Consider the following 13,865-nt stretch of genomic DNA (forward strand, 5'->3'; position numbering starts at 1 on the left):
AAGCTTATGAATGAAAATCTATTAGGGATTATCGCTGGAGTTCTGACCTCCGTTTCTATGATTCCACAACTGATAAAGGTGATTAGGGAAAAAAATGTGGAAGATATATCTTTACTGATGCTTCTTGTTCTTATTTTCGGATTGTCATTATGGGTTTGGTATGGTTTTAAGAAAGATGAATTGCCTATTATTCTTTCAAATTCATTTGCGGTTGTAGTTAATATAAGCCTTTTGATATGCTATATAATGTATAATAAAAAACATTAAAAAAGACACTTCATCATGAAGTGTCTTTATATTTTTAGTCCGGAATATATTGTTATTCAAGAACAAATTTAGCTAGTGGAGCCATTCTTGCCTTATTCAAAGTCAAAGTATTTCCATTCACAGAGTAATTATCCGCAGTAAGAATAGCTTTTGTAAACTGGTTTTCAATATCCAGATCTTCACAAGCCATCATTGTAGATACTCCCTGATTGAATTTAATTCTCATTATTTCAGGCTTGATCTCAAAGGTTCCGCCCAGCCCGTTACATCCTGCATGTCCTTCATATTTCATTCCGTCCATTGTAAGTTTGAAATAAGGATTGTTTTTAGGATTCTTCAGCTTAATCGGTTGTCCGTTAAGTTCTGTAAGCTTCCATGTTTTTCCTGTGATATCAGTCGTTGCTTTTTGAGCAGAAGCCTGAGGTTTACAAGAAACAACCAAAAATGTAGCGATAACAAGGGCTGATAAGTAATAATATAAACTTTTCATAATGTTAATTTTAAATTGGTGTACTCTATGCTAATACGATGCCATTTTTGCTGGACCAGACTCTTTTTTCGCCTGTTTAAGATGGAAGAGAACCATATCTACATTCTTCTTCAGGAAAGTTACATTTCCCTTAATTTCAGAGTATTGATACTCTTCATTGGAGGCTGTATACTCGGGTAAAGCATCACTTTTTTTAAGGTCATAAGTTTTACCGTTTAAATGTATAGTGGCCGTATTTTTAGTGTTGTTAATGGTGACTTCTATTTGTTCTCCATAGCTGTCAACATATACATTTTTAGAAATGTCATCTGTATTTTCTGGGGCTACGGCAGCGGTAACGCTTTCAGCTTCTTTTCCCGGATGTTTACACGCTGTTAAGGAAATGATGGTCAATCCCAAAAGGATGGGTGCTAATAATTTTTTCATAGTGATAAGTGATTTTAAAGTGTTTCATGAATTATGATGTTAATGCTATATAAAATTACGAATATTTTTAATAAATATATGTTAATTTTACATAAACTAACAATAAGTTTCAATTCTTATTGTTAAGGCTGATCCTTTTTTAAACATTCTTTGTGAAACGCAAAAAAGTAATTTTTATAGTGAAAAATTGTGGATTGATGGCGTTAATATGGAATTTTTAACGAACTTATTTTCAATAGAATAAAGTGTGTTTTTTCTTTTTTTCATTTGTTGTGTAAATTTTCGGCAAAAATAATTCAAAAATAAGAGAATAACAATAAGTGTGTGTTAATAATTCGAAATCATGATAAAATTTAGTTTTTTTAACAAAAACGTTTATCTAAACAATCAGATTTTAGAAGATCACCGTTTCAAAATGTCAAAAAAAGAAACAATATTTTTAGAGACTTTCTCTTATTTTATAAAATTTGTGCTGATTGCAGGTCATTAATCGGAAGCTGTCATTATTGTGAAAATTGGCTTAATGTCTCTTGAATAGGAGAGAAATTTAATATTTATCAGCGCTATTGTTTCAGCTAATTTAAAGAAGCGTTAAATTTTGTTAATCCGTTATGATAATATCATAAACAGGATGTACATTTGCGACTTCAAAATGAGAAACTTTATAGTATACTTTTTAACCGGTCTTTTTCTGCTGTTTGTAGTGGAAAGCAGACTCAACGTTAAAACACTCCGAAATGACTACACAGGTCATGTTTCTCACCATCTGCCTAAAAAAGCCAATCGTTTAAATCAAACTTTTGAAAAACTTTCGGTTCAGCAAATGGCAGATAATATAGAAAATTCCACTTTAGAACTTGCAGAAAACGATTTTCAGCTGTCTGATATTGTTCAGGCGATTGTTGTTTTTGCAGGTGTTTTCAGTCTGGTTTATATTTTCGGATTAAAAAGCTATAAACGGTTAAGACCGGAAATTCATGGCTTTGTTTTGGGCTTTGCCACCAAAAGATTCATTCTGATCCGTTCCATTAGAATTTAAAATTTCATTTTTCCATTTATTTTCTGCCTGATTCCGGGTGGGAGTACCCTGCGTTGTGTATGCCGGTAATCATCACACTGCATCATCTTTTATTACCATTTTATTTCTATTCAAACATTAACGATTTATATAAACTCTAGGATTATGATAAAAAGAGTTATTTCGGGAATTGCACTGAGTGCCCTTTTGCTGGCAGTTGGCTGCAATAAGAAGAAAGAAGAGAAGGAAGAAGTTACCGTGTACCCGGTAACAACTCCTGTAGTGATGGACACTGTCATCAACAAAGAATATGTAGCCCAGATTCAGTCTGTGAAGAACATTGAAGTCCGGGCACAGGAAAAAGGGTTCCTGGAAAAGATATTTGTAGATGAAGGACAGTATGTACAAGCGGGGCAGACCTTGTTCCGAATCATGCCTAAACTGTATCAGGCTGAATTATTAAAAGCAAAAGCAGAAGTAGAACAAGCTTCTATTGAACTTAGAAATGCAAGTACATTGGCAGGAAACAATATCGTTTCTAAAAATGAAAAAGCAATGGCAAAAGCCAAGCTGGATGCAGCCAATGCAGAAATGAAACTGGCACAGATTCATCTTTCATTTACGGATATTAAAGCTCCGTTTTCAGGTGTAATCAACAGAATTCCCCTTAAATTAGGAAGTCTTGTAGATGAAGGAGATTTATTAACTTCTTTGTCAGACAATACAAGTATCTATACTTATTTCAATGTTTCAGAACCTGAATATTTAAGTTATCAGACACATGCAGCAGACAGAGGAAGCAATCAGGTGTCATTGATTACCGCAAATGGTGAAACCTATTCGCAGAAAGGAGAAATTCAGACCATTGAAGGAGAATTCGACAATGAAACAGGAAATATTGCCTTCCGTGCTAAGTTTCCTAACCCGGATAAACTTTTGAGAAATGGTGAAACCGGAAAAGTACAAATGTCTATGCCGGTTCATAATGCCTTAATCATTCCGCAGAAAGCAACTTATGAAATTCAGGATCAGAAGTATGTATTTGTAATTGATAAGAATGGGGCGGCAAAATCCCGAAATATCAAGATTGCTTATGAACTTCCGGATTTGTACGTGGTTGCCTCAGGAATTTCAAAAGGAGATCAGATTCTTTTAGAAGGTGTTCAGAAAGTGAAGGATGATCAGAAGGTAAAAACAAAATTCCAGGATCCTAAAAAAGTTCTTCAATCATTGAAATTAAAAGCAGAGTAGTGGCCTCTAAAATGAAGTAGTATGTTTAAGAAATTCATCCGCAGACCTGTTCTGTCTATAGTAATCTCTCTGATTATTGTATTTTTAGGGATCTTGTCATTGGTAAAACTTCCGGTGACGCAGTTCCCTTCCATTTCTCCGCCTAAAGTAAATATTACCGCAGAATATCCCGGAGCCAACAACGAATTATTGATTAAATCCGTTGTTATCCCCTTGGAAAGAGGGCTAAACGGGGTTCCAGGTATGAAATATATGACCTCTGATGCCGGAAATGACGGGGAGGCTTCCATTCAGGTTGTATTTGACCTGGGAACAGATCCCAATGTTGCTGCAGTAAACGTGCAGAACCGTGTATCTTCAGTGGTAAATAAACTTCCGCCTCTGGTAGTACGTGAAGGGGTAAAGATTACCCGTGAAGAACCCAATATGTTGATGTACATTAACCTGTATAGTGACGATCCTAAAGCTGATCAGAAATTCCTTTTCAACTATGCAGATATCAACGTAATGTCTGAGTTGAGAAGGGTAAGTGGGGTTGGTTTTGCCGATATCCTCGGAACCCGTGAATATGCAATGCGTATCTGGCTTAAACCAGACAGATTAACGGCTTATAATATTTCGGCTGATGAAGTAATGGAGTCATTGAATGAGCAGAGTTTGGAAGCTTCTCCCGGAAAAACAGGAGAAAGTTCCGGAAAACGCTCACAGTCATTTGAATATGTATTAAAATATCCGGGGCGTTTCAACAATGAAAAAGATTACGGAAATATTATTTTAAAAGCAAAACCAAACGGTGAATCCGTAAGGTTGAAAGATGTTGCAGATATTGAATTCGGAAGCTCAATGTATGATATTTATTCCACATTGAACGGAAAACCTTCTGCAGCGATCACTGTAAAACAATCCTATGGATCCAATGCAAGTGATGTAATTAAAAATGTAAAAGCTCTGATGGCTGATCTTGAAAAAAATAACTTCCCTAAAGGAATGCATTATGAGATCAGTTATGACGTATCCCGATTCCTGGATGCTTCCATGGAAAAGGTAATACATACTTTATTTGAGGCCTTTGTTCTGGTTGCAATTGTAGTATTCCTATTCCTTGGTGACTGGCGTTCAACATTGATTCCGGCATTAGCCGTTCCGGTTTCATTGGTGGGAACATTTGCTGTAATGTCTGCATTCGGAATTACCCTGAACATGATCTCGCTCTTTGCTCTGGTAATGGCGATCGGAGTTGTTGTAGATGACGCAATTGTAGTAATTGAAGCCGTTCATGCCAAAATGGAGGAAAAAAATCTCTCTCCTTTGAAGGCTACCGAAGAAGCAATGCATGAGATCAGTGGGGCAATTATCGCGATTACGCTGGTAATGGCATCCGTATTTATTCCGATTGCATTTATGTCCGGCCCTGTAGGGGTATTTTACCGTCAGTTCTCTATCACAATGGCTTCATCCATTATTTTATCGGGAGTTGTAGCACTTACTTTAACACCGGCATTGTGTGCGTTGATCCTGAAAAATAATCACGGAAAAGCGAAGAAGAAAACTCCGGTTACTATTTTCCTGGATAAGTTTAATAATATATTCACAAAAGGAGCAGGAAGATATGAGAAGATGCTGAATAAAACAGTAACGAAGAAAACCATTACATTACCGTTGTTGTTAGCATTCTGTGCTGGTACTTATTTCCTGAGTAACTCCCTTCCATCAGGGTTTATCCCGGCAGAAGATCAGGGGATGATCTATGCAATTATTCAGACACCGCCGGGATCTACACTAGAAAGAACGAATCAGATTGCCAGAGAACTTTTGAGAGAATCAGAAGATATTGATGGTGTACAGTCTGTTTCCTCTCTTGCCGGTTATGAGATCTTGACAGAAGGAACCGGATCGAACTCAGGGACCTGTCTGATCAATCTTAAAAGTTGGGATGAGCGTAAAGAATCAGCCGCTGAAATTATTGAAAAATTAGAAGAAAAAGCTAAAAATATTCCAGGTGCTAATATTGAATTCTTCCAGCCGCCTTCCGTTCCGGGTTATGGTGCTGCAGGAGGTTTCGAACTTCGTTTGCTGGATAAAGCGGGGAGTGGAGATTATCACAAAATGGAACAGGTAAGTAATGACTTTGTAAAAGAGTTGAAAAAACGTCCGGAACTCGGTTCAGCATTTACATTCTATTCAGCGAGTTTTCCTCAATACATGCTTAGAATAGATAATGATCTTGCAGAGCAGAAAGGAGTAACCATTGAAAAAGCAATGGATAATTTATCTACCCTGATTGGTTCCAACTATGAGACGAGTTTCATCCGTTTTGACAGACCTTATAAAGTAATTGTTCAGGCAGGGCCGCAATACCGCGCCTTACCTACTGACCTGTTGAAATTATATGTTAAGAATGATAAAGACCAGATGGTTCCTTATTCGGATTTCATGAGACTTGAAAAAGTATATGGTCTATCTGAGATGACGAGACATAATATGTACAATTCTGCGCAGGTGAGCGGAACTCCTGCTCCGGGATATAGTAGCGGGCAGGCCATCAAGGCTATTCAGGAAGTAGCGGATAAAACACTTCCCAGAGGTTTCGGTATAGACTGGGCCGGGATTTCCAAAGATGAAGTAAGCCGTGGAAATGAAGCTGTATTTATCTTCCTTGTGTGTTTAGGATTCGTTTATCTTATCCTTTCTGCACAGTATGAAAGCTTCATCCTTCCGCTTCCGGTTATTTTATCCCTTCCGGTAGGTATTTTTGGAGCGTTCTTATGTCTAAAACTTTTAGGATTGGAAAATAATATCTATGCACAGGTGGCTATGGTAATGCTTATCGGGCTTTTAGGTAAAAATGCCGTATTGATCGTAGAATTTGCCGTTCAGAAGAAAGCTGAAGAGGGGATTCCTGTTGTACAGGCTGCTATTGAAGGGGCTGCTATCCGTTTCCGTCCGATTCTTATGACTTCATTTGCGTTCATTGCGGGTTTGATTCCTTTGGTAATTGCAACAGGGCCGGGAGCTGTAGGAAACAGAACAATTGGTACTGCTGCCGCAGGAGGAATGCTGATCGGAACCATTTTCGGACTGATGGTTATCCCAGGATTGTATTATATCTTCGGAACCATTGCTGATAAGTCGAGACTGGCAAGATATGAAGAAGAAAATCCTTTAACAGAACAAACTGAACCTTATGAACACGATGGAAAATTCGAAGACTAAAAATATAATCACAGCCATTGCCTTATCTCTTGTTCTTGCAAGTTGTAAGGCTCCGATGGCCACCGTCATAAAAGACGAGGTAAAAGAAAATATACCTCAAAACTTCAATCAGGAAGAGCAGCAGGATGCTAATAGCAACAGTGGAACCACTCCGTGGAGACAGTTTTTTACTGATCCGAATCTGGTTACCCTGATTGAAACGGCCTTAAAAAACAATCAGGAGCTGATGATCACCCTTCAGGAGATTGAAATTGCCAAAAGTGGTGTTTTGGCTAAAAAAGGAAGATTAAGCCCTACCGTTTCTGCCGGGATCGGGGCAGGCCTGAAAAAAGCCGGCCGCTATACCAGTGAAGGAGCGGGAGATGCGTCTACGGAAATGGAACCCGGAAAACCAATACCTGATCCGCTGGGGAATTTTGAGGCCGGCTTAAATGCAAGTTGGGAAATTGACATCTGGAAAAAGCTCAGAAATGAAAAAGAATCTGCGGTTGCCCACTATCTTTCCACAGTGGAAGGGAAGAACTTTGTCCTTTCCAATCTGATTGAGGAAGTTGCTGATAATTATTATGAATTACTGGCTCTAGATAATCAACTGGAGATTATACAGCAGTATATTAAACTTCAGCAGAAGGCATTGGAAATTTCCAAAATTCAAAAAGAGGCTGCTGCTGCTACGGAGCTTGCTGTGAAAAAATTTGAAGCAGAGCTTGCTAAATCTAAAGCATCAGAATATACCATCCGCCAGGAGATCACTGAAAAGGAAAATGAGATCAATGCTTTATTGGGTAGATATCCACAGCCGATCGTAAGAACAAAGGAAAACTTTATGTCTACCATTCCCCAGACTGTGTATACAGGAATTCCGTCACAATTACTGGCAAATCGCCCTGATATCAAGCAGGCCGAACTGGAATTAAAGGCATCAAAACTCGATGTAGAAGCGGCCAGAAAAGAGTTTTATCCTTCACTGGAAATTTCTGCAACACTGGGACTAGAGGCTTTCAAACCTTCTTATCTGGTTAAAATGCCGGAATCAATTGCTTACAATCTGGTAGGAGAGCTGGCAGGCCCACTAATTAATAAAAGTGCTATCAAAGCCAATTTTCAGACTGCTGATGCAAAACAGATTCAGGCATTGTACGAATATGACAAGACTATTCTTAATGCTTATCTGGATGTTGCGAATTTAATGTCAAAGATCAAAAATATTGATCAGTATTATCAGCTGAAATCCCAGGAAACCAAGGCACTGGATCAGTCTATTGATATTGCCAATCAATTGTTCCGTAATTCAAGAGCAGATTACCTTGAGGTTCTTTTAAACCAGAGAGATGCACTGGATGCAAAAATGGAACTGATAGAAGCTAAGCAGAAACAGCTCAGCACTGTAGTCGACATCTATAAAAGTTTAGGTGGCGGTTGGAAATAGAACATCATAATTCAATCAATAAACAGTTAATGTTTGAGGGGTCAATTTTTAGGAGTTGGCCCTTTTTATGTTTAATGCACCAGGTTTTGTTATTTTAATAAGAGTATTTTACATTAAAAATATGTTATTAAAGTAAAATATAAATAGCATTTTATAATAAATAGTATAGTTTCCATTGCGTTGTACCAGGGTAGTTTTTCGTGTCTTAAAAAATGTTAAATTCGTAACGTTTAAAAGAACTGATAATAATTAACTCAAAATAAAAACCATAAATATGAGAAGAATCTATCTCTGTGCATTTACCTTATGTACAGTCTTGAGTTTATCCGCTCAGGAAACAGAGGTGGTCTGGCAAAAAGATATCAAATCCTCTACCCAGGATTTCCTTTCACAGGTCACCACAACCATCGATCAACAGTATCTTATCACCGGAAGCGCTATACAATCAGGAAGAGGAAAGCAGGAGGCTGGGAGTAAACCAAACAACGGTTACGATTTCCACCTGGTAAAACTCAACCAGCAGGGAGACCAGGCCTGGGAAAAATATTTCTCAGGATCTAACCATGATTACCTGTCAGCCACCGTTACCACTCAGGATGGGGGCTTTCTATTAGCCGGAACCTCTTACTCAGGAAAAGGATTAGATAAAAAAGAAGAATCCAAAGGCGGTTCCGATATCTGGCTGATCCGAATCAATGAATTCGGCGATGAATTATGGCAAAAAACATTAGGAACCCCTTCCGATGAAGAAGCTAGAGCTGTTATTCAAACCACCGACTTAGGATTCTTTGTAGCCGGTAATGTACAGAATGCTTCAAAAGGCTATGGTTCCAAAGATGTCTGGATCACAAGACTCGACAAAAACGGAAAAGAGCTGTCCCAATTAATTTTAGGCGGAAAAGGGTTGGATGAAGTCGAAAAGATGATTCCTACAAAAGATGGCGGAGCCTTAGTGGGAGTTTATTCCAGAAGCTCTGAGGTGAAGGTGGGAAGCGGGGAGCAGGATGCTGGAAGCAGTGCAAAGCTTGTCTCTCATTCCAAATCCAGCAGCAATTTCGGGGAAGGTGATTACTGGATCATCAAACTAGATAAAAATGGAAAAGTAGAATGGGAAAAGAACTTCGGGGGCAAAGGAGATGATCATCTAAGAACACTGGCATTAACTTCAACAGGTTACCTTGTTGGAGGAGAATCCAGATCCGAAAGATCCGGCAATAAAACAGTAGGCATTGAAGAAGGCACAGACCTTTGGCTGATTTCCTTAAACGAAAGAGGAGAAGAACAGTGGCAGAAATCCTACAACTTCAAGAACCGAGATGTCCTGATGGGAATGAATGTGATCAGCGGGGAGCTGGAAGATGGAAGCCGGAGGTCAAAAGGTATTCTGTTGGGAGGTTATACCCAGGCAGAAGGAAGAATAGAGAAAGATGATGAAACCTTCTGGATGCTGTATTTAGACCAAAATGGAAACGAACAGTGGAGAAAACACATCGCCGGAGAATCCAGAAAAAAGGAGGAAAGACTTTCCGATTTAAAATTAAACCGTGATGGTTCCATCATTTTAGCAGGCACCAGCGCAGAAGAACTTGGCAAAGAAAACTGGAAGATTGTAAAACTTGGAGACAAACAAGTAGATCAGTTGATTGAGAAGTACGACATCAAGATCTATCCAAACCCTGTATCCGATTATGCGTATGTAGAAATCGGGTTTGATTTCAAAGAGGCAGATATTCTGCTGTATGATATGAGTGGAAGACAGGTCCAGAACCTGAAAACAAAGAATAAGGTGACAAAGATTAATACGCAGTCGCTCATTCAGGGAGCTTATTTAATTACCATAAAAACTAATGATAACAAAACGGCGAATGCAAAGCTGATTAAGAAATAAACTAAGATGAACAAAATATTTTTATTATCCATTTTCATTGTAGGCGTTGGAAAAGCTCAATCTATTTCCAATCCTCAAAATGATAGCTATACTCCTAAATTTCTACCCAGTTCTCCAACTACTGCATCATTGATGAAGTTTGAAGAAATTCCAGTGGACAATTATACAGGAATCCCTGATATTAGTATTCCAATTACCAATGTAAGCATAGATGAAGGTTTAAATCTAAACATTAGCCTGAAATACCATCCTGCTTCTATAGCTGTAGAAGAAAAAGCAAGTGATGTAGGTTTAGGTTGGAATTTGATTGCAGGAGGAACTATTACGAGAACAATAAAAGGGATTCCTGATGAATATAAATTTGATGGTAACTATACACGTCGTGGTATTTATAGAAAAGATGAGCCAACATATCCTAACAAATATGGGGAAGTATATGAGATTCTTAAAAATGGGCAGTTTGGTTATGATAACCTGCCTAGATATGATAAATACAATGAGTTTGCATGGGAGTCTTTTTTTAAAGGTACTTACGACAGCGAATATGATTTATATCAATATAACTTTTTTGGAAATACAGGTCGGTTTATAGTCAAGAAAAATGATAATGGTGAATTTGCTGTAACTAAACTTGATGAAAATAACCTGAAGATTCAATATATCAATAATACTAATTTTGAGCCTGTTAAATTTATAATTACAGATGAAAATGGTTATGTTTATACCTTTGATGTTATTGAGAGGTCTGAATCTAATGATGTCACTTTTTCATCAGGTTGGGATAGTATAGGAGGTTCTTCCATTACGAGAACAATTAACTATAACAGTGCTTTCCATCTCAGTCATATTGAAGATGCTAATAATACTCCATTAATTACTGCTTCATTTGAAGAGCCAAGTAAAGAAATTGTTAATATTTATAATTCCACTAACTATAGTTTTGGTCAGGGTTATGAGGGCTTTTTGAATGAAATTCGGATGGTACAATGTGAAGACCAGGTATTACCTTATCTAAATCCGATGAACAGAACAAGTGTAAATCAGATTATAAGTTATACTCGTAAATTGAAAGAGATAAATGTTATAGGAAAGGCTCTTGTAACATTCGAATTTCAAACAGGAAGAAGTGATACGAATCTTCACAATCCTTCACAATCCAAGTTTTTAAAGAAGATTACAATCAACGATTCTAATTCTCACCTCTCAAAAAGCTATGTTTTAAGTCAACTTTATAGAGGAAGTATAAATTCAAGAATGTTCCTTTCAAAAGTGGATATATTTGATAAGAGCAATGCTTTTTTGAATAATTATCAAATGTCCTACAAAGATTTTTCCGGCAACAATCCCAATTCCCAGAATGTAGGAAAGGATTACTGGGGATATCTGAATCAAAGACCTATATATTCTTTTTATGGTGACTACAGAGAGATTACTCCAGGAATAACGAGTACGGACGTTCTAGAAAAAATGAAACTTCCCACATCCGGCAGTATAGATTTTAACTATGAAAATAATACATATTCTTACAACTCAGCTTATAATAACGTTACTGAGAACCTTAGTAATTGGGATGAGAATATTAATAATTGGGATGAGCAATATTCTTCTTTAAATTTCACACAGCCAGATAAAAATCAAGGAACGAAAAAATATGCTTTTACCCTGCAGGAACCTACTGATGTATCTTTCTTAATTGAAAATTTATTCGGAGAAAATAATCCTTCAGACTGGCGATATCTTTTATATAAGGGCTCAGGATCTGGACAACAGGAAATCCTTGTTACTTCATATACTGGTATTGAAGATCCGGAAGAAGCAAGGAAAAAGACCATTTTGCTCCAACCCGGAGATTATTACCTGAAATTCGGTTCGATAGATATGGCCTTTAATAAGCCATTCACATGTTCCGTTAATATTTTTTATAAAACAAAGAAGCAGGTGGTACAAAAGTTTTTGTTAGGTGGCGGATTAAGAATAAAAAAGATATCTTATAAGGACAGTGATAACACTACGGCAAGAGAGCTGGAATACAGGTATCAGTCTCTTGATAACTCAGAGTTGAGCAGTGGAGCATTAGCGGTTCCAAAACCGATCTATCAATATAAAGAATATTCCACAAAGCAAGGGCTTAGGTGTGCTTTGAAGAGTAATTTGGGAGTAACATTGCAAATATATAATTTTGAATATCCAGCTTTTGATATCCTGACAAGCTCAAATATTGTTCCTTCACAGAAATTAAAAGGAGAGATAGGATACAAAAATGTGGTCATAAAAGAAAATGGTAAGGGACAACAAAATTTCACATATTCTTCTCCTATCGATATTCCGAATAACTATATTTTCTCAATGGCACCTCCAATTTTATTTTATGAAACTCCGGATTACAAAAGGGGATTGTTAAAAACCATTACAATATTGGATGAGCAAGGACATATTTTGAAGAACTCTGTTAATGAATATTCATATGCTGATCGTATTGAAAATATAGGGATTACATATTTTCCGACTCAGCTCCCTTCTTCAGCATACTATCCTTCCTTTAAAAAGTATGGTGACTTTTTATTACATATAAGAGGGTGCTCTCAGCATACAGAGCCAGCACACAGTACAAGCCAGAATTATGTAGGGGTTAAAGAATTTTTTTATGATAATGGAAATAGTGTACCTCCTATTTGTGCTTTTTATGGGGGAGAAACACCAAATCTGGTGAGACATCATTTCAATAATGAGATTGTAGGAAAGGCTAATTTGATTAAACAGGAAGATACAGAATTTCTTCAAGCACAAAATTCGATAAAAACAATAAAAGATACGCAGTATAATGTTTTAAATTATCCCACAAAACAGAATGTAACATTCTCAGATGGAACAGCGAGTGAAACGACTTATCAGTATGCCGGCGAAAAAGGAAATCAGGTGATGGTCTCGAAAAATATAATTAGCATTCCTTTGGAAACTGTAACAACCCAAACTATTGGAGGAGTTACTAAAACATTGAGTAAGGTAGAAACGGTTTATCCGGTCTCACTTCCGACGCCAGAAACAGGAAACTTGATATTACCAACTTCTGTAAAATCATATGACTTTCAAAATATTCCTTCCACGGAAATTAGTTATGATAAATACGATTCCAAAGGCAACCTGAAGCAGTACACCACAAAAGCAGGTATTTCAACGGTGATTATCTGGGGTTATAATGAGACTCAGCCTATTGCTAAAATAGAAGGTGCAAAACTATCAGATATTCAGCAGTCATTAATAGATGCCATTGTTAGTGCTTCCAATACCGATGCTTTGGCAGTTCCCGGAAATGATGAATCAGGATTCTTAGGGGTTTTGAATACCTTCAGAAATAATTCCGCTTTATCCAATTACCAGATTACCACTTATACGTACGATCCTCTTATCGGGGTTCGAAGTATCACTCCGCCATCGGGGATCAGAGAAGTATATCTTTATGATTCTGCTAACAGGCTTAAAGAAATCAGAGAAAACAGCCAAACCGGAAACGTATTAAAAGAATTCAAATACAACTATAAAAACTAAGAATCGATGAAAAAAATATTAATTCCGGTGGGAGTATTGCTTCTGTCCAATGTGGTTGGTGCCCAGACACTGACTCCTACCGAAAACTATGTCTATTCCAAAACTTATCTGGATTATAACGGAGCAGCCGCTACAAAATCCTCAGAAACCGTTCAATACTTTGACGGTTTGGGAAGACCTAAGCAGGTTGTTAATGTAAAAGCATCCCCTTTGCAAAAAGATGTGGTAACCCATATCGAATACGATCAATTTGGAAGACAGGCAAAAGATTACCTTCCCGTACCACAATCTTCCACAGGAGGCGGAGCCTATTATTCCGGTCCGTTGGGCGTTTACC

The 13,865-nt window shown here is 37.4% G+C and carries 10 protein-coding genes; 8 read left to right on the forward strand and 2 right to left on the reverse strand.

All coding sequences use genetic code 11. From position 1 onward, the window contains the following. Positions 1–6: 6 nt before the first annotated feature. Positions 7–267, forward strand: coding sequence for a SemiSWEET transporter (locus tag F3J23_RS17710; protein ID WP_167032065.1), 261 nt, complete (start codon positions 7–9; stop codon positions 265–267). A 52-nt stretch (positions 268–319) separates the two neighbouring features. On the opposite strand, the gene F3J23_RS17715 is transcribed toward F3J23_RS17710, so the two are convergent. Together F3J23_RS17715 and F3J23_RS17720 are read right to left on the reverse strand one after the other, a co-directional pair. Then, entirely contained in the window at positions 320–757 is a 438-nt protein-coding gene (locus F3J23_RS17715) for an META domain-containing protein (protein WP_167032068.1), read from the reverse strand. Positions 758–787: 30 nt separating this feature from the next. Then, complete coding sequence (locus tag F3J23_RS17720) at positions 788–1,183, reverse strand: hypothetical protein (RefSeq protein WP_167032071.1); 396 nt, start codon at positions 1,181–1,183, stop codon at positions 788–790. A gap of 652 nt (positions 1,184–1,835) precedes the next feature. Between F3J23_RS17720 and F3J23_RS17725 the strand changes: the two genes are divergently transcribed. The 7 genes from F3J23_RS17725 to F3J23_RS17755 form a co-directional block, all read left to right on the forward strand. After that, the gene (locus tag F3J23_RS17725; RefSeq protein ID WP_167032074.1) at positions 1,836–2,222 is read left to right on the forward strand and encodes a hypothetical protein; all 387 of its coding nucleotides are present in this window, start codon (positions 1,836–1,838) and stop codon (positions 2,220–2,222) included. Positions 2,223–2,369: 147 nt separating this feature from the next. Continuing rightward, a complete protein-coding gene (locus F3J23_RS17730; RefSeq protein ID WP_167032125.1) occupies positions 2,370–3,452 on the forward strand; it encodes an efflux RND transporter periplasmic adaptor subunit in 1,083 nt (360 codons plus the stop codon). A 21-nt stretch (positions 3,453–3,473) separates the two neighbouring features. After that, positions 3,474–6,665 (forward strand): efflux RND transporter permease subunit, encoded by a 3,192-nt coding sequence (locus F3J23_RS17735; RefSeq protein WP_167032077.1) that lies wholly within the window; start codon positions 3,474–3,476, stop codon positions 6,663–6,665. Next, on the forward strand, positions 6,637–8,094 hold the full coding sequence (locus F3J23_RS17740) for a TolC family protein (protein WP_167032080.1): 1,458 nt from the start codon (positions 6,637–6,639) through the stop codon (positions 8,092–8,094). Before F3J23_RS17735 ends, F3J23_RS17740 begins: the two co-directional genes overlap by 29 nt. Before the next feature lie 274 nt (positions 8,095–8,368). After that, positions 8,369–9,982, forward strand: coding sequence for a T9SS type A sorting domain-containing protein (locus F3J23_RS17745; RefSeq protein WP_167032083.1), 1,614 nt, complete (start codon positions 8,369–8,371; stop codon positions 9,980–9,982). Between the two features lie 6 nt (positions 9,983–9,988). Next, entirely contained in the window at positions 9,989–13,528 is a 3,540-nt protein-coding gene (locus F3J23_RS17750; protein WP_167032086.1) for a hypothetical protein, read from the forward strand. Positions 13,529–13,534: 6 nt separating this feature from the next. Beyond that, the coding region (locus tag F3J23_RS17755; RefSeq protein WP_167032089.1) for a DUF6443 domain-containing protein at positions 13,535–13,865 on the forward strand (331 nt) is incomplete at its 3' end.

Origin of the sequence: Chryseobacterium sp. Tr-659 (assembly GCF_011752975.1) — a bacterium.
Taxonomy (GTDB): Bacteria; Bacteroidota; Bacteroidia; order Flavobacteriales; family Weeksellaceae; genus Chryseobacterium.